At 36.3% G+C, this 23,702-nt stretch carries 25 protein-coding genes and 1 riboswitch; of the genes, 21 read left to right on the forward strand and 4 right to left on the reverse strand.

The features are described 5' to 3' along the window. Nucleotides 1-11 precede the first annotated feature (11 nt). The 4 genes from ccsB to QRE67_RS07240 all read left to right on the forward strand — a co-directional run bounded on the left by ccsB (nucleotide 12) and on the right by QRE67_RS07240 (nucleotide 4,834). Nucleotides 12-1,169 carry a c-type cytochrome biogenesis protein CcsB gene (ccsB, locus tag QRE67_RS07225; protein WP_286124223.1) on the forward strand — a complete coding sequence of 386 codons (1,158 nt, stop codon included), beginning with the start codon at nucleotides 12-14 and terminating at the stop codon, nucleotides 1,167-1,169. Nucleotides 1,170-1,543: 374 nt separating this feature from the next. Beyond that, a complete protein-coding gene (gene resD / locus QRE67_RS07230; protein WP_286125207.1) occupies nucleotides 1,544-2,260 on the forward strand; it encodes a DNA-binding response regulator ResD in 717 nt (238 codons plus the stop codon). Further along, nucleotides 2,260-4,035, forward strand: a complete 1,776-nt coding sequence (locus tag QRE67_RS07235; protein WP_286124224.1) for an ATP-binding protein — start codon at nucleotides 2,260-2,262, stop codon at nucleotides 4,033-4,035. Before resD ends, QRE67_RS07235 begins: the two co-directional genes overlap by 1 nt. Before the next feature lie 184 nt (nucleotides 4,036-4,219). Continuing rightward, nucleotides 4,220-4,834: a peptidoglycan DD-metalloendopeptidase family protein gene (locus tag QRE67_RS07240; protein WP_286124225.1), complete on the forward strand. Its 615-nt coding sequence runs from the start codon at nucleotides 4,220-4,222 to the stop codon at nucleotides 4,832-4,834. A gap of 36 nt (nucleotides 4,835-4,870) precedes the next feature. Here the strand turns inward: QRE67_RS07240 and QRE67_RS07245 are convergent, their stop codons facing one another. Then, complete coding sequence (locus tag QRE67_RS07245) at nucleotides 4,871-5,554, reverse strand: hypothetical protein (RefSeq protein WP_286124226.1); 684 nt, start codon at nucleotides 5,552-5,554, stop codon at nucleotides 4,871-4,873. Between the two features lie 339 nt (nucleotides 5,555-5,893). Further along, a riboswitch (FMN riboswitch) is annotated at nucleotides 5,894-6,030 on the forward strand. A gap of 164 nt (nucleotides 6,031-6,194) precedes the next feature. On the opposite strand from QRE67_RS07245, the gene QRE67_RS07250 reads away from it, so the two are divergent. Continuing rightward, nucleotides 6,195-6,773: an ECF transporter S component gene (locus tag QRE67_RS07250; RefSeq protein ID WP_286124227.1), complete on the forward strand. Its 579-nt coding sequence runs from the start codon at nucleotides 6,195-6,197 to the stop codon at nucleotides 6,771-6,773. Nucleotides 6,774-7,116: 343 nt separating this feature from the next. On the opposite strand, the gene QRE67_RS07255 is transcribed toward QRE67_RS07250, so the two are convergent. Then, the gene (locus QRE67_RS07255) at nucleotides 7,117-7,365 is read right to left on the reverse strand and encodes a ferredoxin (RefSeq protein ID WP_286124228.1); all 249 of its coding nucleotides are present in this window, start codon (nucleotides 7,363-7,365) and stop codon (nucleotides 7,117-7,119) included. A gap of 229 nt (nucleotides 7,366-7,594) precedes the next feature. Between QRE67_RS07255 and QRE67_RS07260 the strand changes: the two genes are divergently transcribed. The 12 genes from QRE67_RS07260 (at nucleotide 7,595) to QRE67_RS07315 (ending at nucleotide 18,170) form a co-directional block, all read left to right on the forward strand. Further along, nucleotides 7,595-8,656 (forward strand): YpbB family protein, encoded by a 1,062-nt coding sequence (locus QRE67_RS07260; protein WP_286124229.1) that lies wholly within the window; start codon nucleotides 7,595-7,597, stop codon nucleotides 8,654-8,656. Beyond that, a complete protein-coding gene (locus QRE67_RS07265) occupies nucleotides 8,646-10,193 on the forward strand; it encodes a RecQ family ATP-dependent DNA helicase (protein ID WP_286124230.1) in 1,548 nt (515 codons plus the stop codon). The genes QRE67_RS07260 and QRE67_RS07265 overlap by 11 nt, the downstream gene beginning before the upstream one ends. Then, complete coding sequence (locus QRE67_RS07270) at nucleotides 10,174-10,737, forward strand: CPBP family intramembrane glutamic endopeptidase (RefSeq protein WP_286124231.1); 564 nt, start codon at nucleotides 10,174-10,176, stop codon at nucleotides 10,735-10,737. The genes QRE67_RS07265 and QRE67_RS07270 overlap by 20 nt, the downstream gene beginning before the upstream one ends. Before the next feature lie 22 nt (nucleotides 10,738-10,759). Next, on the forward strand, nucleotides 10,760-11,254 hold the full coding sequence (locus tag QRE67_RS07275; RefSeq protein WP_286124232.1) for a LysM peptidoglycan-binding domain-containing protein: 495 nt from the start codon (nucleotides 10,760-10,762) through the stop codon (nucleotides 11,252-11,254). A 248-nt stretch (nucleotides 11,255-11,502) separates the two neighbouring features. Further along, nucleotides 11,503-12,279 (forward strand): metallophosphoesterase, encoded by a 777-nt coding sequence (locus tag QRE67_RS07280; RefSeq protein ID WP_286124233.1) that lies wholly within the window; start codon nucleotides 11,503-11,505, stop codon nucleotides 12,277-12,279. A 30-nt stretch (nucleotides 12,280-12,309) separates the two neighbouring features. Next, the gene (locus tag QRE67_RS07285; protein WP_286124234.1) at nucleotides 12,310-13,209 is read left to right on the forward strand and encodes a MerR family transcriptional regulator; all 900 of its coding nucleotides are present in this window, start codon (nucleotides 12,310-12,312) and stop codon (nucleotides 13,207-13,209) included. 76 nt (nucleotides 13,210-13,285) lie between these two features. Next, complete coding sequence (locus QRE67_RS07290; RefSeq protein ID WP_286124235.1) at nucleotides 13,286-13,888, forward strand: genetic competence negative regulator; 603 nt, start codon at nucleotides 13,286-13,288, stop codon at nucleotides 13,886-13,888. A 441-nt stretch (nucleotides 13,889-14,329) separates the two neighbouring features. Continuing rightward, nucleotides 14,330-15,613: an NAD-specific glutamate dehydrogenase gene (gene gudB, locus QRE67_RS07295; RefSeq protein ID WP_286124236.1), complete on the forward strand. Its 1,284-nt coding sequence runs from the start codon at nucleotides 14,330-14,332 to the stop codon at nucleotides 15,611-15,613. 94 nt (nucleotides 15,614-15,707) lie between these two features. Further along, nucleotides 15,708-15,935 carry a hypothetical protein gene (locus QRE67_RS07300; RefSeq protein WP_286124238.1) on the forward strand — a complete coding sequence of 76 codons (228 nt, stop codon included), beginning with the start codon at nucleotides 15,708-15,710 and terminating at the stop codon, nucleotides 15,933-15,935. A 139-nt stretch (nucleotides 15,936-16,074) separates the two neighbouring features. Continuing rightward, nucleotides 16,075-16,311, forward strand: coding sequence for a DUF3961 domain-containing protein (locus tag QRE67_RS07305; RefSeq protein WP_286125208.1), 237 nt, complete (start codon nucleotides 16,075-16,077; stop codon nucleotides 16,309-16,311). Nucleotides 16,312-16,389: 78 nt separating this feature from the next. After that, entirely contained in the window at nucleotides 16,390-16,920 is a 531-nt protein-coding gene (locus QRE67_RS07310; protein WP_286124239.1) for a peptidoglycan recognition protein family protein, read from the forward strand. A 266-nt stretch (nucleotides 16,921-17,186) separates the two neighbouring features. Then, complete coding sequence (locus tag QRE67_RS07315; protein ID WP_286124240.1) at nucleotides 17,187-18,170, forward strand: YpdA family putative bacillithiol disulfide reductase; 984 nt, start codon at nucleotides 17,187-17,189, stop codon at nucleotides 18,168-18,170. Nucleotides 18,171-18,206: 36 nt separating this feature from the next. On the opposite strand, the gene QRE67_RS07320 is transcribed toward QRE67_RS07315, so the two are convergent. Further along, nucleotides 18,207-19,181: an asparaginase gene (locus QRE67_RS07320; protein WP_286124241.1), complete on the reverse strand. Its 975-nt coding sequence runs from the start codon at nucleotides 19,179-19,181 to the stop codon at nucleotides 18,207-18,209. Between the two features lie 234 nt (nucleotides 19,182-19,415). On the opposite strand from QRE67_RS07320, the gene QRE67_RS07325 reads away from it, so the two are divergent. The 4 genes from QRE67_RS07325 to fni all read left to right on the forward strand — a co-directional run bounded on the left by QRE67_RS07325 (nucleotide 19,416) and on the right by fni (nucleotide 23,146). Next, a complete protein-coding gene (locus QRE67_RS07325; protein ID WP_286124242.1) occupies nucleotides 19,416-19,589 on the forward strand; it encodes a YpfB family protein in 174 nt (57 codons plus the stop codon). Between the two features lie 290 nt (nucleotides 19,590-19,879). Next, nucleotides 19,880-20,557 carry a (d)CMP kinase gene (gene cmk, locus QRE67_RS07330; protein ID WP_286124243.1) on the forward strand — a complete coding sequence of 226 codons (678 nt, stop codon included), beginning with the start codon at nucleotides 19,880-19,882 and terminating at the stop codon, nucleotides 20,555-20,557. A 378-nt stretch (nucleotides 20,558-20,935) separates the two neighbouring features. Further along, nucleotides 20,936-22,084 carry a 30S ribosomal protein S1 gene (gene rpsA, locus QRE67_RS07335; protein ID WP_286124244.1) on the forward strand — a complete coding sequence of 383 codons (1,149 nt, stop codon included), beginning with the start codon at nucleotides 20,936-20,938 and terminating at the stop codon, nucleotides 22,082-22,084. Nucleotides 22,085-22,096: 12 nt separating this feature from the next. Then, the gene (fni, locus tag QRE67_RS07340; protein WP_286124245.1) at nucleotides 22,097-23,146 is read left to right on the forward strand and encodes a type 2 isopentenyl-diphosphate Delta-isomerase; all 1,050 of its coding nucleotides are present in this window, start codon (nucleotides 22,097-22,099) and stop codon (nucleotides 23,144-23,146) included. A gap of 363 nt (nucleotides 23,147-23,509) precedes the next feature. Here the strand turns inward: fni and QRE67_RS07345 are convergent, their stop codons facing one another. After that, nucleotides 23,510-23,644, reverse strand: coding sequence for a YpzI family protein (locus QRE67_RS07345; RefSeq protein WP_003206535.1), 135 nt, complete (start codon nucleotides 23,642-23,644; stop codon nucleotides 23,510-23,512). Nucleotides 23,645-23,702 lie beyond the last annotated feature (58 nt).

Here is a 23,702-nt window from a genome sequence, read left to right on the forward strand (position 1 = left end):
GGGGAGAGTATATGGTACAAATAAGCAGTAATTTCTTGTTTGCTGCTTTCGTTCTGTATTTGATTGCAACGCTTTTCTTCGGAGGAGCGATTAAAGAAAAAGGACGAAAGTGGGCAAACGCAGGGATAAGTATTACAATTTTAGGTTTCGTTGCCCAGTCAGTGTACTTTGTTACGAGATGGATAGCATCGGGACATGCGCCAGTGAGTAATTTTTTTGAATTCGGGACATTTTTTGGCATGATGCTTGTTGGTGCATTTATTATTATTTACTTTATGTATCATGCAAGTATAGTAGGCTTATTTGCTCTACCAGTTGCTCTCTTATTGATTGCATATGCGAGCATGTTTCCAAGAGATATTTCACCGCTTATTCCATCATTACAAAGTAATTGGCTACATATTCATGTAACAACAGCAGCTGCTGGGCAAGCTATTTTAGGAATTAGTTTTATTACAGGAGTTATATACTTGCTTAAAAATGTGGATCAGTCAAAAAGAAGCAAGCGGACATTTTGGCTTGAAACTGTATTGTTTACGCTCGTTTGTACTGTTGGTTTTATAGCTGTGACAACAGCCTTTTCTAGCGCAAAATATGAAGCAAAGTTTCAATGGGTTGATAAAAATGAGCAACAAGCAGAGATGAAATACAATCTTCCTGCGTTAGTTGGACCACATGAAGGGAAGTTAGTTACAGCCGGCAAATTTGAACCCGTTATAGAAACGCCTGCTATTATTAATGCGAAAAAATTAAACACAGTGATTTGGTCACTATGTATCGGAACTGGGCTTTACATCTTATTAAGATTAATTTTACGTAAACGAGTAGCTGCAGCGATTCAGCCAGTAGTTAAAAAAGTAAATAGTGATTTGCTTGATGAAATAGGATATCGCTCTGTTGCAATTGGATTTCCTGTCTTTACGTTAGGTGCATTGATTTTTGCAATGATTTGGGCACAAATTGCATGGACGCGTTTTTGGGGATGGGATCCAAAAGAGGTCTGGGCACTGATTACATGGCTCTTTTATGCCGCATTTTTACACCTACGTTTATCTAAGGGATGGCATGGTGAAAAGTCAGCATGGCTTGCAGTAATTGGATTTGCCATTATTATGTTTAATTTTATAGCGGTGAACTTAGTGATTGCAGGATTGCATTCTTATGCATAAGAATTATAAGGGTATATCCTTCTTTAGAACATGAAATTAGGGAGCGTATTGTTCATTCATGCAGGATAAAATAGGAAGGTGGCTGTCACTTTTCTATTTTATTTTTGTCAATTTCTTTTCTTTTTTGAGAAAAACATGGCAAAGTACAGGTCGATTTTGTAAAATGATGTCGAGGCCTAAATGTCCTGTTCAAGAAAAATACATATTTTTGGAAGAAAAATGAACAAACTTTATTATTCTTGTGAAGCATAATGTCCGAAATAGGGAATCGGTCATTACGGAGTTGCTTGTTATGAGATAAGAGTAAACGCAGTATTACATTGTAGAAGGGTAGGTGTGAACCGTTGGTGCATGTTTATGCACAGCGGGTAGCAATGGAGAATGAACCAAAGATTTTAATTGTGGATGATGAAGATCGTATTCGCCGTTTATTAAAGATGTATTTAGAGAGAGAGCAATATACGATTGATGAGGCTGATAATGGTGATACAGCTTTAGAAAAAGCATTGCAAAATGATTATGATTTAATTTTGCTAGATATTATGATGCCTGGAAAAGATGGTATTGAAGTATGTAAAGGCATTCGTGAAAAAAAAGCAACACCTATTATTATGCTGACAGCAAAAGGAGAAGAAGTAAACAGAGTACAAGGATTTGAAGTTGGTTCGGATGATTATATCGTAAAACCATTTAGTCCGCGTGAAGTTGTTCTTCGTGTAAAAGCGGTGCTACGCCGTTCTGTGACAACAACTTTCTTTACACAAGATACGACAACAAAAGATATTATTGTATTCCCACATTTAACAATTGACAATGATGCACATCGCGTGACAGCTGATGGGGATGAAGTCAATTTAACACCGAAGGAATATGAACTACTACTATTTTTAGCGAAGGCGCCTGACAAAGTGTTTGACCGCGAGCAATTGTTAAAAGAAGTATGGCAATATGAATTCTTCGGAGATTTGCGTACAGTAGATACGCATGTAAAACGTTTGCGTGAAAAATTAAGTAAAAAATCACCAAATGCAGCGAAGATGATTGTAACTGTATGGGGTGTTGGATACAAGTTTGAGGTTGTGAACGACTGATGCTTTGGAGAAGTGTAGTAGGAAAGCTATGGATGACCATATTGCTTCTTGTTTCATTTGTTCTTGGCTTTGTTGCCATTTTACTTTCACAGTTTTTTGAAAACTATTATGTAGAAATGAGTAAAACAAGGCTTACGAAAGTAGCAACAAGCGTTTCGGAATTAATTGAAGAAGGCGCTGACGAAAAGACAATTGAGAATATCGCATATAAGTTTACGGACCCGCTCTCTCGAATTATTGTTGTCAAAGACGATAATGAAGTTTCTGCTTCTCCGAAACAAGAAGGATTGGTCAATCTTACAATAGCTGATTTGAAGAATGATAAAGATTTAGCAGCTGTTTTTACAGATAAAAAAGAAAATATAGAGAAAATCAAAAAAGTGTCGGATGGGAAGACAAAGAAAAATTCCGAAAATGATATTATGATTGTGGGTAAACCATTACAATCGGAAAATCATAGTGCGGTGTTTGTATATCAATCATTGCAGGTTCCAATACAAGGTATGGAAAAAGCGACGGACTTTATTTTTCTATCAGCGGGAATTGCAATTATTTTAACAACATTCTTTGCCTTTTTCTTATCGACACGAATTACAGCACCGCTTCGTAAAATGCGTGAAGTAGCCTTTGAAGTAGCACGCGGGAAATTTGATACGAAAGCACCGATGGTTTCGCAAGACGAAATAGGAGAGCTTGCAACGGCGTTAAATCAAATGGGAAAACAATTGAAGTTCAATATTAATGCGCTGCAGCAAGAAAAAGAACAACTTTCTAGCATTTTAAGTAGTATGGCAGATGGTGTTGTGACGTTGAATCAAGAGGGCGAGGTTGTTGTCATCAATCCGCCGGCTGAGCACTTTTTACAAGTGTGGCAGGAAGAAAAAGAATTAGAGTTAAGTATGAATTTACCACCTGAGCTTGTTGAATTGTTTCATCTTGTCGTGAAAAGCGAGCAACAGCAAGTGATTGAAATCAATTTACAAAAGGGTAACTATGTTGTGTTGATGACACCGCTGTATAATCAAACGAAAATTCGTGGCGCTGTTGCAGTACTGCGTGATATGACGGAAGAACGTCGTCTTGAGAAGATGCGTAAAGACTTTATTGCGAATGTTTCACATGAATTACGTACACCGATGGTTATGCTACAAGGATATAGTGAAGCAATCTTAGATGATATTGTGCAAACGAAAGAAGAAGTAAATGAATTTGTACAAATTATTTATGATGAATCTGTTCGCTTAGGTCGTCTTGTAAATGAGCTATTAGACTTAGCGCGCATGGAGAGCGGTCATGTAGAGTTACATATATTCGAAGTGGACATTCATCCGTTTGTAGAGAAGATTGGTCGTAAGTTTCAAGGAATTGCAAAGGAAAAAGGTGTACAGCTAGCGGTCGATTTCCGTACATCAATTGAGCAACATTCGTTTGATCCAGATCGTATGGAACAAGTGTTGACAAACTTAATTGATAATGCAATCCGTCATACAAATGAGGGTGGCAATGTAGCGCTTGTAATCGATAAGAAAAATAATGGACTTGTTTTTGAAGTGCAAGATTCGGGGGCAGGTATTCCTGAAGAAGATATTCCATTCTTGTTTGATCGTTTTTATAAAGCTGATAAAGCAAGAACACGTGGGAAAACAGGTGGTACTGGTTTAGGACTTGCAATTGCTAAAAATATTGTCCAAGGTCACGATGGAAAAGTTTCCATATCAAGTGTGGTTGGAGAAGGCACGACATTTTCTGTATATTTACCAGATCAGCCACTGTAAGATTTTTGCAAAGTGGCATTGCCGTGAGGTGAAAGACGTTGAATATGAACGAAGTGCAATTGTTTTTCGTGATAAAGAAAAAAAGAAAGGGGAGTAATCCTCTTTCTTTTTTTGTATACTTTTTTCCGTAATATACCACAATAGAGAAAGTGCAACGGTTATTTAAAAAACGGAGGACATTCTAATGAAAGTTTTAAATATCGGGATACTTGTCTTCGGATTATTTTTTATTTCCCAAGTGAATGCTTATGCTGGAGAACAACAATGGACATGGCCTGTTGATGGGAGAATTAGCGACTATTTTGGAACGAGGAATGGAAAGCATTACGGGATTGATATAGCTGCTCCAATTGGTACGCCGGTTGCTGCCATTCAAGACGGTACCGTAACAAGGTCTTATATCTCAGGTAGCTATGGTCATGTTGTGTTTGTGAAACACGGAGAATACGAGGCTGTGTATGCTCATCTGAATAAGCGTCATGTTTTTCAAGGAGATCACATTGTAAGAGGAGAAGTGATTGGTGAAGTTGGAAATACAGGAGAATCATACGGTGCTCATTTACATTTAGAAATTCATAAGGGAGCTTGGACGATCGGGAAAAGAAATGCGATGAACCCATTGCTTGTTATGAAAGAAGATAGGTATGAAGTGGCATCAGTTTCTGTATATGTCGTACAAAAAGGAGACACACTAGTCGGTATTGCACGTAGATTTGACATGACAGTTCATGAATTAAAAGCGAAAAATGCACTGCGCCAAGATCAAATTTATCCAGATCAAAAATTATATATTAACTAGAAAAAAGAGCTAGTTTGACTAGCTCTTTTTTCTTCTTTACCAAAAAATAAAGACACATATAAATCCGGAAATAGCTAAATAGCTATAATAATAAAAGACCTTTGCCCTCGTTTTTTCATTCGTTCGAAATAGCACAATGGTTGGTTCGATTAAACCGATAGTCAAGAATAATAAACCGAGAAGCATACAACCGATAGAAAATGAATACAGGGCAATTTGTACTTGAAATGGAATAATCCACTTTAATAAAAAAGCAATAAGTGCTGTATAACAAATGCTGCCTATGTATTTATTTAAAATTGTGTTAGAACGAAATCCGGGAAGTTTCTTCAAAAAGGAGCGGGAAACAACTTCAGTTTGTAAAGAAGTGTGTTCCTCAATTATTTTTTGCGCTTCTTTCCCTTTATGAAATAGAGAAAGAATCCAATTTCGTTTTCCTTGAAAAACAAAATGTGATGATGTTAAATAATGATCGATTTTTACTTTTTTCCAACTTTTCCAGGTGTGGCGCTCACATAGCTTAAGTTTACTTTCCGTTGCTTTCTCATATTGATAAATACTGATGCCCTCTTTATCAAAAGTGGCATAGTATGTATCTCTTGAGAATGTGCCTAAATCGATTGGACAGTAGAAAAGTAATTCTTTTTTTAAGTAAAAGTATTCTTTTCTTAAGTTTTTTTTCATCGTTTCTTGAATAGATTGTCTTTTCTCTTTCTTCATGACATTTCCTCCATATTAAGAAAATGCTCTTATCTTAACAATTCAACATCTTATCACTTTTCTGTATGGATGACTAGGGAATTGTATAGGAAAAAAGGCGAATTGTAAAAAAATAGCTCGTTTTGTCAAATAATTGGAAAGTTTCTACTTTCATTGTATCCTGTCCGAAAAGAAAATAATAATCCCTATTAATGGAAGTTATTTGTTGTGAAATAGAGTGTTCAGGAACTCGGCCATAAGAAAATCATGAAAAAATGTCGTATGAGATAATATGTAAGAAGCATTTTTATTCACAACTGTTTCATGTTGTTGTATAATGATGGAGAAAATAGAATATCGGTCTATCTTCGGGGCAGGGTGAAAATCCCGACCGGCGGTGATGAACAGCTTTTTTCGTTCTAAGCCCGCGAGCCGTTAAGGCAGGATTTGGTGTGATTCCAAAGCCGACAGTACAGTCTGGATGGGAGAAGATGGAGGTTCAAGCGTTCAAAAAAGATAGATTTTTGGACGTCTGTTTGATGTGCCTGAAATTCTCCCTTTGTGTATCACACAAAGGGTTTTTTTGTGTCATGAATATATTTAGGCATAGCAGAACCTTTCCACTTTCCATGAGATGATCGATGGAAAAGGAGAGAGAACGATGAAACAAAAGAAAAGTGTAGTACAAATGGTGAGCGTAGCGATGCTGAGTAGCATTGCGTATTTACTTATGATGTTTGATTTTCCATTTCCAGGACTTCCACCATTTTTGGAAATTGATTTTAGTGATGTACCAGCTTTAATAGCGGCAATTATTTTTAGTCCAATTGCAGGTGTGATTGTAGAAGGGATTAAAAATGTTCTTCACTACGGTATTCAAGGGAGTTTAACGGGAGTTCCGGTTGGAGAAGTGGCAAACTTTATTGCGGGATGTATCTTTATTGCTCCTGCAGCCTTCTTGTTCCGTAAACATCGCACAGTAAAAAGTTTAACGACAGGGCTGATGTTAGGAACGATTAGTATGACATTGATTATGAGTGTGTTAAATTATTTCATCATTTTACCAGCTTACACTTGGTTTTTAAATTCCCCTGCTATGTCTAGCGGTGTGATGCGACAAACAATTGTAACAGCGATTTTACCATTTAATTTAATTAAAGGAATTGTAGTAACAGTTGTTTTTGTTGCACTATTTTCTCGATTGAAAGTATGGGTATTTACAAAAATGAAAAATGCATAAGATAAAGTGAAACTTTAATCAGTGGGGGTCTTCATCCCCACTGATTATTAGCCCTCACCAATAGGGCTTTTACGGGCAGTTTAGCCCCCTGATTTTTTTGCTTCCTGTAGAATTTTGAGGTAGGGGTATTACTGCTCATTAGTGCAGGATAAATAGGAACCATCAGGAATATGAATATTCCTGATGGTTTTTTTATGGAACGATCATTCCTTGGAGAATTGTTGTTCATTAGTACGGAAGAAAGTGAAGTTTCTTAATGAGAGAGAATGGTTATTTGTAAGAATAGAAACAAAAAATCCCCCTCATCGGAATGAAGGGGATTTTTTGAAGTTAACAAGAAAGACTATTCAAATTTTAATGCGTCGCCTTCGAATGATTCGTCTGCAACTTTAATTGAGTCAGTAGGACAACCTTCGAATGCATCCATCATGTCATCAATTAATACATCTGGAATTTCAACGATACCTTGGTTATCATCTAATGTTACGAATGCAATACCTTCATCATCGTAGTCATAAATATCTGGTGCAGCAGCGCCGCAAGCTCCACATGCAATACAAGTGTCTTTATCAACGATTGTATACTTTGCCATTTTTATTTTCCCTCCTGGTAATATGTATGTGAAAACATCATCATAAAAATTATAATCCTATTGTAAAACGGTTCTTCAAACTTTTCAATATAAAGTTATAATGATAATGCTTATCAATTGGTGGTGTCAACTTATTTCTTATTTATTTCACAAGATTTTCAAAATGTCTAAATGGTATACAGTTTGATACAATAGTAAATATAGATGAAAGTGAAAGGCGGAAATGGTGTTGCAGTTACAATATACTTTATTATATTGTTTAAAACAATTAAATGGTGAACGAACCGTTTCTTCCATTTATCACCTTTTAAAAGGGAAACGTTCTTCACAAACCTTACAAGATGGAAATATGTTTCAAATTTCTTTTCTTTTTGGAATGTATAAACCATTAAAACGTCATGATTATGATCAGGAAATTGAACATTTATTAAACGAAAAGTGGATTCAATGTGTACATGAAAATACGTATATCTTATCAGATGATGGAGAAAGAAAATTAAGTAGCTGGAAAGAAATACTTTCATTTCCACAGTACTTACATGGCTTGCACTATGGTGATCTTGGTACAACTTTTTGGAAGCGAATTTCATTAATTATTCAAACTGTGTCGAACTTACAAAAGCAAAATGTTAAATTTATTCCAATTCAGCAAGATACAGAAGTAACGATGTGGGTTAAACAGTTTCTCATCGGGACACCGTATGTACGAAGTGAATTGGCGGCCGATTTATGGAAAGAAATGCATATGCTTTTAAAAAATACTTCGCCGATAGAAGCAACGGTTATTACATATCGCTTAACAGGTTATAAACGAATTGGGTACACACTGGAACAACTTGCTGAGATTACAAAACAAGATGTATTTCGCGTGCATCTTTTATTTTGGGGAACTATTCATTTCTTTATACAGTTTGTTCGGTCAAATGAAAAGGACTTTCCTTTACTAACAGCAATTATTTCTTATCCGAATGAAAGAGCCGATTTATTTAGTTTATCAACGCAAAAAACATATCAGCTTTGGAATCAAGGGCGTTCTTTAGATGAAATTGCAACGATTAGAAGTTTAAAGGTTGCGACGATCGAAGATCATTTTGTAGAAATTGCTTTACGGGAGAGAAATTTTTCGATTGAAATGTTTATGGAAAAGAACAAGATAGAGCAAGTACAACATATTATTGAAACATTACAAACACGCAAATTGCGTGTATTAAAGCAAGCGGTAGGAGAAACTGTTTCTTATTTTGAAATTCGTCTTGTGTTAGCGCGGATGGGGGTTGTAAATGAGACTTGAGGATTATTTATATAAGTGGTTTGGTTATAACGTATTTCGTCAAGGGCAGAAAGATGTCATTGTTGATTTATTACAAGGGAAAAATGTTGTAGCGATGCTCCCAACTGGAGGAGGAAAGTCGCTTTGTTATCAGCTTCCAGGTCTCATGCAAGATGGAACAGTACTTATTGTTTCACCGTTATTATCCTTAATGGAAGATCAGGTTACACAGTTGAAATACATTGTGAAAAATCGTGTGATTGCTTTTAATAGTTTTCGTACATTAACAGAAAAAAGAAAAGCAATGAAAAGATTATCTTCCTTTAAATTTGTTTTTGTTTCGCCTGAAATGTTGCAATCGGAGTTATTGGTAAGGGAACTGAAAAAAATTCATATTTCACTATTTGTTGTAGATGAAGCGCACTGCATTTCACAATGGGGCTATGATTTTCGAACAGATTATAAAAAGTTAGATGGAGTGATTGCGAAAATCGGACATCCTCCAGTATTGGCATTAACTGCTACTGCAACAAAAGAAGTGTTGCAAGATATTGTGGAAAGCTTAAAACTTACAAATGTAAAGCAGCATCTCTATTCGATTGATCGACCTAATATTGCGATGCAAGTACAATTTGTACAAACAATAGAAGAAAAAAAGGAAGCACTCCTCACACATGTAACATACCTACAAGGGCCAGGAATTATTTATTGCTCAAGCAGGGCATGGACGGAGCGTTTGACGGAGTATTTAAGAAGTAAGGGAATAATAGACGTTGCATATTATCACGGCGGGATGGAACATGAGGAAAGGATGCTAATTCAGCAGCAATTTATGAATAATCAGCTGCAGCTTGTCATATGTACAAGTGCATTTGGTATGGGGGTCAACAAACCGAATACACGTTATATTGTTCATTTTCATTATCCTGCAAATGTTGCATCCTATTTACAAGAGATTGGCCGAGCAGGGCGGGACGGAGAAGCAAGTATTGCAATTTTACTATGCAGTCCATTGGATCATGATTTACCAGTTTCTATTATTGAAGATGAATTGCCAAATAAACAACAAATTCAATTTTTATTTTCTTTATTACATGAAAGAATGTTTCAGACGAAAGCATTACCAATAGAAGATGTAGAAGAAATTTGTTATAATGCAGCAAGGTTTAGCGAGCAACATTGGCGTTTTGTACGTTATCACTTAGAAAAGATGGAAATCATACAACAGAGGGAACTCATGATGGAATCCTTGTCAGATGAAGCGATGCACAAGTTAATGTTAGAAGTAGAAGGACGTCTGTATAATAAATACTCTCAATTAGAGAATATGAAATCATGGTTACAATTCACAGGATGTAGACGGGAAAAATTGTTACTTCAATTTGGATATACGAAAGAAAATGATATAAAAAATTGTTGTGACTATTGCGGTATTACAAAAGAAGAGTATAAAAAAAGGCAAGCAAGACAAGTGGTTTTCGACTATAATTGGGAAGCGGAGTTACAATTGCTGTTTGGGATAGGAGAACGGAGGACTGATGAACATTCAAAGGCGTAGTATTGAAGACATGAGTCCGAAAGAAATACGGCTTAATCTCTATGTGACACAATTGATAATTATAGGTGTTGGCCTTGTACTATCCTATATATTATTTCCAAATATGAACGAATTTTATGACTTGTGGAAATGGGAGCCTGTTTCCATTCTTATAATAGGTAGTGGAGTTGCGTGTAGTATTGTCTTACTTGACTATATTGCAATGCATGTGTTCCCCGAATCATGGTTTGATGATGGGGGAATTAATGATCGGATGTTTCAAGGGATTTCAGTACCCCGCCTACTGCTCATTACGTTGGTTATTGGGGCAGCGGAAGAATTTTTATTTCGAGGTGTACTGCAAACTCATTTTGGACTTATCATTGCGAGTTTTATTTTTGCTATTTTACATATCCGATATGTGTTGAAGCCATTTTTGTTTTGTTTTGTCTGTATAATTAGTTTTGTATTTGGATATGTGTTTCAAGGGACAGGTAATTTATTTATAACAATCTTTGCACACTTTCTTGTTGATTTTATAATGGGACTTCAGTTAAGAAAATAAATGGAAGGTGGTGGTGAACAACATGAGAAAACAAGCTGCTAAGTTTGAAGAAGAGATGGAAGAAATAGAGCAAACAGAAGAAGGTTTACCGCCGCGGAGTGAAGTTCATAGAAATAAAGAAAAGAAAAAATCTAAATTTAAGATTAACCATTTTTTTGTTCGGATTTTAACATTTTTATTTATTTTATTACCAATCTGCACACTGTGGTATACAGATAAATATATCGAGGTAAAAAGTAAAGCAGAAAAGGACGCCCCTAAAATAAGTGCATTTGAAGTGATCTTTTTTGATTCAAATAAACAAGCAGGAGGGGAACAGAAGCTGTCACAGTCTGGAACATTTCAAACTCATATTGTAAAAGAGGGTGAAACGTTCGAAAGTATTGGAAAGCAATATTTTCCGAATGAAGATGGAGCGGAAATCATTAAAAAATATAACAATCTACAAGATAAACAACTAGAGGTGGGGAAAGAGTTAAAAATCCCTGTTAAAGTAGAGAAAGAACAGAAGCAGTAAAAAAGATGGTGAACTAACAAAACACCAACGATAAATAACGTCCTTGAAAGGGGTTTACTTTATCCCGTTATTCGTGGGCAGTAAGACCCCCACCCCAAGATTCAGAGAGAACAAAGAAGATAGGTGGGGGATGAAGAAAACCTCCACTGAGAAAAGTTTCACTTTATTGCAAAGAATTTTATTCACGTCTTACAGTAATATGATATGGTGTGATTACATTCTGTTAAGAGGGAAGTTGGAAAGAACATATGGTATGGATTGGATTAGGTTGTACATTTATAGGTATTGTCGTTGTGTGTCTTTTTATGATGTACAGAGAAGCAATGCGTGATACATTGCTAGAACACACTTTATCATTTGTAAATTTTCCGATGAGCTTTGGAAAGGTACAAATCTTTTTTATTTCAGATGTTCATAGAAGAACCATCTCTCGTTCTTTAATCGAAAAGGTAAAAGGGAAAGCAGATCTCGTTATTATTGGTGGGGATTTAGCGGAGAAAGGTGTATCGTTGTCACGGATTGCTGATAATATTCAAAGCTTAAGTGAGATTGGTCCTATATATTTTGTGTGGGGTAACAACGATTATGAAATTGAATATCACGAGTTAGATGCATTGTTACTAGAGCAAGGTGTGAAAATTTTAGATAATACAAGGGTACTATTTGAATCAGAATGTGGCGAGAATCTTTGTTTATTAGGTGTGGATGATGTGGGATTAGGGCGGGACCGTTTAGATTTAGCATTGGCAGATTGTCAAGAAAATGGTTTTCGCATTCTAATTAGTCATAATCCAGATATCGTGAAAAAAATGACTGGACAAGAACAAATTTCACTCGTTCTAAGCGGACATACACATGGTGGACAAATTCGATTATTTCATTCTGAACAATATCTAAAAGGTGGGGTATATGCGCATCCGAATATGACTTTGTTTGTAAGTAACGGATATGGAACGACACTTATACCGCTGCGTTTTCGTGCTCCGGCTCAAACACATTTGATTACTTTACAAAGAGAATCTTAAGTGATACTCAGTTTAAAGGTGGGGGGAAATATGCCAACTTTAAAAGGGAAATATAATATAAAAGCAGTTTCAAATATGCTTGGAATTCACCCGAGTACACTGCGAGCTTGGGAGAGACGATATCACATGATCGCTCCAAAACGCAATGATGCAGGGCACCGTTTATATACAGAAGAGCACATTAAAATTTTAAAATGGCTCATGAACAGAGTAAATGAAGGATTTACGATTGGTCAAGCAGTTCGATTATTAGAGAGTAATCAATTGCAAAATCAACATTTACCAGAAATAGAATACAACAAGGAAGCACTTTTAGTAGACGAGATCCTCCATTCTTTGTTAAAATTTGATGAAATACAAGCTTATGAATTATTAAACGAAGCATTTGCTATTTATTCAATAGAAAGAGTCATAGCTCATATATTTGTCCGGATTATTGATAGATTAGGAAATATGCGGTGGAATGATGAAATTACAACTGCGCAAGAGCGATATGTAGATTCATTTTTATGTTCACGCATTGGAATGGTTTATCACAATTCATCTATGCATTCTGTATTGCCGAAAGCTTTGGCTATATGTGGTCCAGGAGAAACGAATGCATTAAACCTTTTTGTTTTTACAACATATTTACGCCAGAAGGGTTATCAAGCAATGTATCTTGGGACAAGTGTAGAAGAAGTGGATCTAAATATGGTTATGACACAAGTGGCACCAAAATATGTATTTTTATCGTGTTCACAGGAGCGGAATTTGAAAGCTACTGTTCAATTAATTACAAGGCTGCAAAGTAAATATCCAGAAATTCACATAGGCCTTATTGGATTTGCTTGCCAATTTGTTTCAGATGAAGAAAAATCTGAACTTCATACGGTATTCATTGGTGATGTAAAAGAAGACTGGGATGAATGGTTAAAAATGTCAGAATAGTTGTTCGAAAAGAACCATCTATTTTCTATTTCATATAATAAAAATCAGAGCAACGGTTACGTAAGGAGGTTACAAGATGAGGCTGGAACGTTTGAATTATAATAAAATTAAAATTTTCCTAACGTTTGATGATTTATCGGAACGTGGGCTGACGAAGGAAGATTTATGGAAAAATGCTCCGAAAGTACAGCAGTTGTTTCGAGACATGATGCAAGAGGCAAATAAAGAGCTTGGATTTGAAGCAGATGGTCCAATTGCAGTTGAAGTGTTTTCTTTACAAGCGCAAGGTATGGTTGTTATTGTAACAAAAGAAAAATCTGAAGCGGATATAGAAGATGATTTCCGGGATGAGTTTATTGAGATGCAGGTAACTCTTGATGAGAGTGAACATATATTGTATGAGTTTGCAACATTTGAAGATGTAATTACTTTGGCGAATCGTTTGTATAACCTTGGTGTAACTGGTGGGAAACTTTATGCATGGGATGGACGTTTCTACCTATGGTTGGAAGAAGAAACCCCGTTACTAAAGGCGGATATTATCGCCATTTTAGCGGAATTTGGTAACTCTTCTACAGTGACGATTTATCGAATTATGGAATATGGAAAAGAACTAATGGATTCTCAAGCAATCCAGCAAATATATCATTATTTTGTTTCAAAACAAAACCTCAGCTAATATGATATAGCTTGGGGTTTTGTTTTCGTTTTACGATATGTATAGATTTTATCAGCGAGGGCAACCTTTGAATTGCTGGAGAGTTGCACTTTATAAAGTGAAACTTTAATCAGTGGGGGTTTTCTTCATCCCCCACTGATTATTAGCCCTCACCAATCGGGCTTTTACGGGCAGTTTATCCCCCACCTATCTTCTTTGATTTTCTTAGAATCTTGAGGTGGGGTATTACTGCCCGTTAATGCGGGATAAAAAACATTTAAATATTTAAGTATTTTACTTTTCTAAAAGTAATAAAAGGATTATAATGATAGTGAAAACGCTTGCAATGAAAAATAATTTGTATATATTTGTTAGCGTTTTCTATTGCATTCCTATTTTAACGGTGTATACTAGGCAATGAAGGTTTACTAAACAAGTGAAATTACAGGGGGTTTACTTACTATGGTAGCCGAAAAGGGAGCTCAAACACAAACACAACAAAGGGAACAACACTTTGAATTGTTGAATTCAACACAAATTGTTATTAACGAAGCCTTAGAAAAATTGGGTTATCCAAACGAGGTATATGAATTACTTAAAGAACCGATTCGTATGATGACAGTGAAAATTCCAGTTCGTATGGATGATGGGACTGTTAAAATATTTACAGGATATCGTGCACAGCATAATGATTCTGTTGGTCCAACGAAAGGTGGAATTCGCTTCCATCCGAATGTAACAGAAAATGAAGTGAAAGCACTTTCAATTTGGATGAGTTTAAAATGTGGTATTGTTGATTTACCATATGGCGGAGGGAAAGGTGGTATCATTTGTGATCCTCGCGAAATGTCTTTCCGTGAATTAGAAAGATTAAGCCGTGGATATGTACGAGCAATTAGCCAAATTGTTGGTCCAACAAAGGATATTCCAGCTCCAGATGTATTTACAAACTCACAAATTATGGCATGGATGATGGATGAATATAGCCGCATCGATGAATTTAATTCACCTGGTTTTATTACAGGAAAACCGCTTGTGTTAGGCGGATCTCATGGGCGTGAAACTGCAACTGCTAAAGGTGTAACAATCTGCATTCGGGAAGCTGCGAAAAAACGTGGCATTGACATTAAAGGTGCACGTGTTGTTGTCCAAGGATTTGGTAATGCTGGTAGCTTCTTAGCGAAATTTATGCATGATGCTGGTGCAAAAGTAATTGCGATTTCTGATGCTTACGGTGCACTTCATGATCCAAACGGATTAGATATTGACTACTTATTAGATCGTCGCGATAGCTTTGGAACAGTAACAAAATTATTTAATAATACAATTTCAAACAAAGATCTTTTAGAATTAGACTGCGATATTTTAGTACCTGCTGCAATTGAAAATCAAATTACAGAAGACAACGCAGCCGACATTAAAGCAAAAATTGTTGTAGAAGCGGCAAACGGTCCGACTACATTAGAAGCAACAAAAATTTTAACAGATCGTGGTATTCTACTCGTTCCTGATGTATTAGCAAGTGCTGGTGGTGTTACTGTATCTTACTTCGAATGGGTACAAAATAACCAAGGTTACTACTGGTCAGAAGAAGAAGTAGAACAACGTTTAGAAAAAGTAATGGTACGATCATTTGATTCTATTTATGAAACATCACAAGTTCGTAAAGTGAACATGCGCTTAGCAGCATATATGATTGGTGTACGTAAAATGGCAGAAGCTAGCCGTTTCAGAGGCTGGGTATAATACATCGAAACAAACAGAGAAAACATGGTTTCCTTTCAAGGAAACCATGTTTTTTTGTTGAAATGCATTGTAAAGACTATAGAGAACGGAGGGGATGTTGTTGCAAACAGAAAATGATGCAATTAAGCGGGTTGAGGAATTGGAAAAGAGGGTTATACATTTAGAAGAAAAGTTAAGGAAAAGTAGTTCTCGTGAACAGGTGAGTGTGATTCGCACGTTTGGAGAAGGAATCATGTCTTTATTGTTTGGTTTATTTATTGTTGGTCCAGTTATAGCTGTCGTTTGGACGCTTGTGACACTACTTTTAAGTTGGATAGGATGAATATTTACTGTTAATGGGAAGTTATATATTAAAAATGGATGTTTTATTATAAAAATAAAAAAGAACACTTGTTCTACAAGAACGTTCGTGCTATACTCTCCTTAGATAAACAAAACGGAAACAAGATAAGGGGAGATTAATAATGAAGATGACTGCAGAACAAAGATTTATGATGCCAGCGGATGTAATGGAACGTGTAGAGGGTTTACGAAATAAACATGTGAAACGTGCATCATTCATACAATCAGTGCATGCATTTTTCGGTTTAGATACGAAAGAAGATCGTGCTTGGTTTTATGGATTTTATGGAACAGCGGCAAGTATTTTAATGTTCATGGTGTGGACTTCTAACATTTTTGGTTTTCTCTTTTCATAAGAAATGTGCTATATGAATATCGAGGGTGAATACATATATAAAGAAGAGAGGTAATTTTCTAGAGCGGAGTTGATAGACATGGTGATGTTCCCTATAGAGCGAAATTATATTGGGTACGGAAGCTCACGACCAGGAATCCGACTTTCGAAGGTGAGATTTATTGTAAGTCATGATACGGGGAATCCCGGTAGCAATGCGATAGGAAATAGAGATTATTTTAACGAAATACAACCGAAAGCATCGGCGCATACTTTTGTAGATGATACAACTATTTTAGAAATTATCCCAATCGATGAGGTAGCTTACCATGTAAGATATAGTGTACCGACAGATAATGATTTGTTTGGTTATGATGCGAACAAAGCAGCAATTGGTGTTGAAATGTGTTACGGAGGTAGTGTTAATTTTTGGGATTCTTACACGCGGTTTACATGGTACCATGCCTATTTATGTCATACATTCAATTTAAATCCTAAAACGGATATTGTGTCGCACAAAACTCTGGATCCTGCTCGAAAGATTGATCCAGAAAATGTATTAGGTCAACAAGGAATTAGATTTAGGCAATTTTTAGCAGATGTCTATCGAATGTACGTATCGTTTAGATGACAAATATATGAAAAATGAATACAATAAAGATAGGTGCCTACTGCTGAAAGTAGGTTTTTTCTTGTTTTACCCCGCATTAACGGGCAGTAAGACCCCCACCTCAAGATTCAGAGAGAAACAAAGAAGATAGGTGGGGGATAAACTGCCCGTAAAAGCCCGATTGGTGAAGGCTAATTCTCAGTGGGGGATGAAGAACCCCCCCACTGAGAAAAGTTTCACTTTATAATTAATAGAGATTGAAGCAGAAGACTAGGAGTGAACCGAGAATGCAAAAAGAAACAGCGATTATTATTGGGGGCGGCCCATGTGGATTGGCAGCAGCAATTACGATGCAACAAGCTGGAATCGATCCGTTGGTAATTGAAAAAGGAAATATTGTGAATGCAATTTATCATTATCCAACTCATCAAACATTCTTTTCCTCTAGTGAAAAATTAGAGATTGGTGAAGTTGCTTTTATTACAGAGAACCGTAAACCAGTTCGCAATCAAGCATTATCGTATTATCGTGAAGTAGTAAAACGTAAACGTGTGCGTGTGAATGCATTTGAACGTGTAGAACAGGTTCAAAAAGAAGCGAATTTATTTAGAGTAGATACAACAAAACGTGATGGAAGAAAAGAGACATATATTGCGAAGTACATTGTTGTGGCAACTGGCTACTATGATAATCCGAACTATATGAATGTTCCGGGAGAAAAATTGGAGAAAGTATCTCATTACTTTAAAGAGGCTCATCCATATTTTGATCGGGATGTTGTTGTAATAGGTGGGAAAAATTCTAGTGTAGATGCTGCATTGGAACTTGTGAAAGCAGGTGCACGTGTAACTGTATTATATCGTGGTGGAGAATACTCACAGAGTATTAAACCGTGGATTTTACCTGAATTTGAGGCATTAGTTCGTAACGGTACGATTCAAATGCATTTTCATGCCCATGTAAAGGAAATCACAGAACATACGCTTACGTATACAATTGATGAAGAAGCATACACGATTCAAAATGATTTTGTGTTTGCAATGACTGGTTATCATCCAGATCATAGTTTCTTAACGAAAATGGGAGTATCCATTGACCACGAAACTGGTCGCCCGATGTATACGGAGGAAACGATGGAAACAAATGTCGAGAATATTTTTATTGCAGGCGTTATTGCAGCAGGAAATAATGCCAATGAAATCTTTATTGAAAACGGGCGATTTCATGGAGACGCTATTATGCAAACAATCGTATTACGGGAACAAAAATAAGCTGTCGATATCGACAGCTTATTTTTTTATTAATTTTTAATCATGCATAAACATTTTTTGAATTTCTTTTTGAGAATGAGCACCTTCTAAAGCGACAAGTAGCTTAATACGAGCTTTTTGAGCATTTAATCCGTAAGTGAAAACAATCCCCATATCTTTTAATTGTTTTCCTCCGCCTTCATAGGAGTACACATCTTGGACAATTCCGTTAAAGCAGCGGGATACGAGAACAATGGGAATCCCTTTATTTATTAAGCGCTGCAGAGTAGGCAGTGTTCGCGGTGGTAAGTTCCCTTGTCCGAGGGCTTCAATAACGATGCCATCCACTGGTAGGTTTTCAATCGCTGCTAATAACGTATCATCCATACCAGCGTATGCCTTTAACACGACAACATTTTTAGAAATTTGTCCGATTGCGTATGTTTCATGGTGTACTAAAGCATGGTGAAAGACAACGCCACGTTTTGTCACCATACCAATTGGTCCGTATTGAGGACTTTGGAAGGTTGCTACATTACTTGTATGTGTTTTCGTTACATTTGTTGCACAGTGAATTTCGTCGTTTAAGACGACAAGAACACCTTTTCCTTTTGCTTCATTACTACTTGCAACTTTTACCGCAGATAAAAAGTTATATAAGCCGTCAGCGCCTAATTCATTGCTCGAACGCATTGCGCCTGTTACAACAATTGGAGTGTTGGCTTGGACAGTTAAATCTAGAAAATATGCGGTCTCTTCTAATGTATCAGTACCATGTGTAATGACTACACCATAAATATCTTCATGTTTCACTCTTTCATCGATGACGACTTGTAATTGTAACATCTCGCTTGGTGTTATATGAGGAGATGGAAGATGAAAAACATCTTCAACAATTAGGTCGACATCGTCTTCTAAATCAGGAATAAATTTTAAAAGAGGATTTTGCTTGCCTGGTTGCACAACCCCAGTTTCTTTATCTTCCTCCATTGCAATTGTTCCGCCAGTGTGTAAAACTAGGATTTTTTTCAATGCCTATACCCCTTTTCAGTCAAAAATACATTTAGAACATACCATGATTGTGCAGGATTCGACAATGAAAATGTATAAAAGTTTACGTAGGAAATGACAATAAAGTAAGATAGTTTGTAAAGTTTTTCATACTGACGATTATGGAGAGCTACCAAATTCTAAGAACTGATTTGAAATTCTCTCCTCAATTAGCTATTGAAGCGAGCAAGAAACAATAAAAAAGGAGAACTTTTTGTGAAAAATGTTGAGAAAATTTTAATTCGAATACTACTGATTCAGTCTATTTGTCTATGTATTGTTCAATTGCTTTTTATGCAAGAATCCACGGCAAAATATTTGTCGAAAATCGTTTATTATGAAGGTGTTATAAAAGAAAATGTAACGAATATTTTACAAGTGAATAAGTAGTTTTCATTTTCTTCTAAGAGGGATTATGCTACAATAATTGAGGATTTAATCGGCATGAAACAAACAGAAAGAAGCAGGGATTATACCTGCTTTTCGTTTTGGTTTATAAGAAGATGTTCAAAAAGTCCGGTAAAGATAGCTGTCGTATTTCTTTGTTACGTCGCCACTCCGGTACTCATGTAGTTCCACCTACACTCCGTATCCTCCTGGCTTCCGTGCCTCGAACTACTCAGCTCTCTTTATCCTCCTTTTTGAACAAGCACTATAAGTGAAAAAAATGAGGTGTTACAATGGAAAAACGAATTTCAATTGCGATAGATGGTCCAGCAGCAGCTGGGAAAAGTACAGTTGCAAAGGTTGTGGCGAAAAAACTTTCATATGTGTATATTGATACAGGTGCGATGTACCGTACATTGACACACGCTGCTCTTGCGAAAAATGTTGATATTGAAAATGAAGAAAAATTGATGGAAGTTTTAAAAGATGTACATATTGAGTTTCAACAAGGGGAAAATACACAACTTGTCTTTTTGAATGGGCGAGATGTATCTGAAGTGATTCGTACACCGGAAGTAACAAATCGCGTGTCTATTGTGGCAAAGCATCGCTTTGTTCGTGAAGAGATGGTGCGCCGTCAACAAGCTTTAGCAGAAAAGGGCGGCGTTGTGATGGATGGTCGTGATATCGGTACGCATGTACTACCTAATGCAGAAGTGAAGATTTTTATGTTGGCTTCTGTTGAAGAGAGGGCGGAACGAAGACATCTTGAAAATACGCAAAAAGGCTTTGCTTCTAGTTTAGAACAATTAAAAGAAGAGATTGCTAAGCGCGATAAATTGGATTCCGAGCGTGAAGTTTCTCCGTTAAAAAAAGCGGATGATGCACTGGAATTAGATACAACTTCTTTCTCAATTGAAGAGGTTGTACAAAAAATAATGGATATTGTTTCCAAAGTTTTTGCGAAATAAAGAAAGAGGTTATCCTCTTTCTTTATTTAATTTCTTCTAAAATATAGGTATATATGTGAATCGTGAGACGCTTTTCTTGACAAATCTGTCAATTTGTAAGAAATTAGTAAAAGAGGGGACGAACTGTCAGAATATATTCGCCATTATATTTGAAAACATACTTTATTCAAAAGGATTTTGCTGTATACTATTTATATAGGTTAACAAAGAAAGAGGACGTACGTATCATTCTATCAAGTAAATTACAAAAAACAGATTGTAATATGTATTTTCAGCGAGTATGTTCTAAATATTTCTCATAACATGCAAATGAAAACTTTTGTTTTCATTTCGTATATACATAAAAATGCTTTGTCAATTCTGTAGGGAGGTATTTCCATGGTAGAAAAAATGAATGAAGAAGTTGTGGATACAAAGGCTTTACAAGTGGGTGACGTTGTTACGGGATCCGTAACTAAGGTTGAAGAAAAACAAGTTCTTGTAAATGTTGGATACAAAACAGATGGTGTTATTCCGATTAGTGAATTAGCCAACGTTCATATTGAAAAAGCAAGTGATGTTGTAGAATTAGGCCAAACTCTTGAATTAAAAGTCATTAAATTAGAAGAAGAGGATCTTGTATTATCTAAACGTGCTGTTGATGCAGAAAAAGCATGGGTTGAATTGCAAGAAAAATCCACTTCAGGTGAAGTGTTTGATGTTACAGTAAAAGATATTGTGAACGGCGGTTTAGTCGTGGACCTTGGTGTCCGTGGATTTATTCCAGCTTCACTTGTAGAAATGCACTATGTAGAAGATTTTGCTGATTACAAAGGTAAAACATTAGCAGTGAAAATCGTTGAATTAGATCGCGAAAAAAATCGTGTGATTCTTTCCCATAAAGCAGTTGTAGAACAAGAGTTAGATTCAAAGAAAAAAGAAGCGATTTCTTCTTTAAAAGAAGGAGATGTTGTTGAAGGTACAGTTCAACGATTAACTGACTTTGGTGCTTTTGTGAATGTTGGTGGAGTAGATGGTTTAGTTCACATTTCACAAATTTCTCATGATCGCGTTGAACAGCCTTCTGATGTGTTAACACAAGGACAGACGGTAAAAGTAAAAGTTTTATCCGTCGATGCAGATACACAACGTATTTCTTTATCTATTAAAGCTGCTCAGCCAGGACCTTGGGAAAATGTTGCAGAGGAAATTAAATCAGGTGACGTGCGAGAAGGTAAGGTAAAACGAATTGTTACATTCGGTGCTTTCGTTGAAATTTTACCAGGTGTAGAAGGGCTTGTGCATGTATCACAAATTGCAAACCGTCATGTGAAGAACCCGAGTGAAGTACTAGAGATGGGTCAAGAAGTGAAAGTGAAAGTGCTTGAAGTACACGCAGAAGAAAAACGTATTTCTTTAAGTATAAAAGAAGCTCTTGAAGAAAATAATGTAACAGAAGATTATAGTCAATATGAGCCAACTTCTGATTCTGCAACTTTCCAATTGAGTGATATTATCGGTGAACAGCTGAAAAAATTAAAGAAATAAAGAGGGGTACAAGTGGTAAGGGTAAAACGTAAATTAGAACATATTGCATACGCTCTTTCCACTGGACAGTCTCGTATAAATGGTTTTCATGACATTGCTTTTGTCCATCAAAGCTTGCCAAATACAAGTTATGAAAGCATTACATTTGAAACGAAAATCGGCGAACTTTCACTAAGTTCGCCGATTTTTATCAACGCGATGACTGGCGGTGGAGGAGAGCACACACTACATATTAATGAGCAGTTAGCTCACGTGGCAAAGCACCATAAGATTGCAATGGCAGTCGGTTCTCAAATGGCAGCGTTAAAAGATGAAAAAGAAGCGTCCTCCTATCAGATTGTACGAAAAGTGAATCCAAATGGAATTATTTTTGCAAATTTAGGTAGTGAAGCAACCGTTGAACAGGCAAAACGTGCGATTGATATGATTGAAGCAAATGCTTTACAAATTCATTTGAATGTTATTCAAGAATTGACGATGCCAGAAGGTGATCGTGACTTTACAGGTGTGCTAAGGCGAATTGAACAAATCGTCATACATTCACCTGTTCCTGTTGTAGTAAAAGAAGTCGGTTTTGGTATGAGTAAAGAAACAATAGAACAGTTAGCTAGTGTTGGAGTTTCGACTGTAGATATTGGTGGGTATGGTGGTACAAATTTTGCGGCGATTGAAAATGAACGAAGACAGCGGATTCTTTCTTATTTTAATGAATGGGGTATTCCGGCGGCAGTCTCTGTAATAGAAGCATCCTCAACAGATAAAAACCTCTCCCTTATTGCGTCAGGCGGTATACAAACAGCGCTTGATGTAGCGAAAGCAATCGCGCTTGGCGCATCAGCAACGGCTTTTGCTGGTTATTTTTTACGAATATTGATGAATGATGGTCTGGAAAAATTAATCGAAGAAATAGAACTTTTACATACGGACTTACAATTTATTATGACTGCTCTTGGGGCAAGGACAATTACTGAGCTTCAACAAGTACCACTTGTTGTGAAAGGTGATACCTATCATTGGTTATCGCAGCGCGGGATTGATACAACGAGTTATAGTAAAAGATAATGTAAAACCATTAGAACAAAAGAGAAATCAACCATTCGGTTGGTTTTTTACTTTATCCCGCTATTTGCGGGCAGTAATACCCCCACTTCAAAGTTCTGTAAGAAGCAAAGAGGTTAGGTGGGGGATAGAGAAAACCCTCACTGATCAAAGCTTCACTTTATTCGTTCTATGTAATGAGAAGGAAAAAATGTCTATGTAGATGTTTTGTTTACCAATGAAATTGTTGAAATGGATATAAATGATTTGACAAAAGCAATGCTATTTAAATGAAAAGAAGAAAGACTGCCAGGTTTGAAATTCAACTGTTACTGCTTAGACAGCACTAAATAAAAAACAGCCAACGATATGTTGGCTGTTTTTCATTTAGTGCTGATTTTGTTTGCGTGCCTGCTCTGGTGTATCTAGCCCAGTTGCTCCTGGATATTGTAGTGATTGATCGCGATCAGATTCTACGCGGCGTGATTGTTTTAGTTTCTTTTCTTGACGATCTTTTCCCATTATTTTTTACACCTCCTTATTAGAAAGTGTTGCTGTTATTAAAAAAACTATGCAAGGA

Source organism: Bacillus sp. DX3.1 (assembly GCF_030292155.1).
Lineage (GTDB): Bacteria > Bacillota > Bacilli > Bacillales > Bacillaceae_G > Bacillus_A.

Coding starts and splice junctions, on each gene's coding strand:
- ccsB (WP_286124223.1), top strand. CDS start 12: ATGGTACAAATAAGCAGTAATTTCTTGTTTGCTGCTTTCGTTCTGTAT.
- resD (WP_286125207.1), top strand. CDS start 1,544: ATGGAGAATGAACCAAAGATTTTAATTGTGGATGATGAAGATCGTATT.
- QRE67_RS07235 (WP_286124224.1), top strand. CDS start 2,260: ATGCTTTGGAGAAGTGTAGTAGGAAAGCTATGGATGACCATATTGCTT.
- QRE67_RS07240 (WP_286124225.1), top strand. CDS start 4,220: ATGAAAGTTTTAAATATCGGGATACTTGTCTTCGGATTATTTTTTATT.
- QRE67_RS07245 (WP_286124226.1), bottom strand. CDS start 5,554: ATGAAGAAAGAGAAAAGACAATCTATTCAAGAAACGATGAAAAAAAAC.
- QRE67_RS07250 (WP_286124227.1), top strand. CDS start 6,195: ATGAAACAAAAGAAAAGTGTAGTACAAATGGTGAGCGTAGCGATGCTG.
- QRE67_RS07255 (WP_286124228.1), bottom strand. CDS start 7,365: ATGGCAAAGTATACAATCGTTGATAAAGACACTTGTATTGCATGTGGA.
- QRE67_RS07265 (WP_286124230.1), top strand. CDS start 8,646: ATGAGACTTGAGGATTATTTATATAAGTGGTTTGGTTATAACGTATTT.
- QRE67_RS07270 (WP_286124231.1), top strand. CDS start 10,174: ATGAACATTCAAAGGCGTAGTATTGAAGACATGAGTCCGAAAGAAATA.
- QRE67_RS07275 (WP_286124232.1), top strand. CDS start 10,760: ATGAGAAAACAAGCTGCTAAGTTTGAAGAAGAGATGGAAGAAATAGAG.
- QRE67_RS07280 (WP_286124233.1), top strand. CDS start 11,503: ATGGTATGGATTGGATTAGGTTGTACATTTATAGGTATTGTCGTTGTG.
- QRE67_RS07285 (WP_286124234.1), top strand. CDS start 12,310: ATGCCAACTTTAAAAGGGAAATATAATATAAAAGCAGTTTCAAATATG.
- QRE67_RS07290 (WP_286124235.1), top strand. CDS start 13,286: ATGAGGCTGGAACGTTTGAATTATAATAAAATTAAAATTTTCCTAACG.
- gudB (WP_286124236.1), top strand. CDS start 14,330: ATGGTAGCCGAAAAGGGAGCTCAAACACAAACACAACAAAGGGAACAA.
- QRE67_RS07300 (WP_286124238.1), top strand. CDS start 15,708: ATGTTGTTGCAAACAGAAAATGATGCAATTAAGCGGGTTGAGGAATTG.
- QRE67_RS07310 (WP_286124239.1), top strand. CDS start 16,390: ATGGTGATGTTCCCTATAGAGCGAAATTATATTGGGTACGGAAGCTCA.
- QRE67_RS07315 (WP_286124240.1), top strand. CDS start 17,187: ATGCAAAAAGAAACAGCGATTATTATTGGGGGCGGCCCATGTGGATTG.
- cmk (WP_286124243.1), top strand. CDS start 19,880: ATGGAAAAACGAATTTCAATTGCGATAGATGGTCCAGCAGCAGCTGGG.
- rpsA (WP_286124244.1), top strand. CDS start 20,936: ATGGTAGAAAAAATGAATGAAGAAGTTGTGGATACAAAGGCTTTACAA.
- QRE67_RS07345 (WP_003206535.1), bottom strand. CDS start 23,644: ATGGGAAAAGATCGTCAAGAAAAGAAACTAAAACAATCACGCCGCGTA.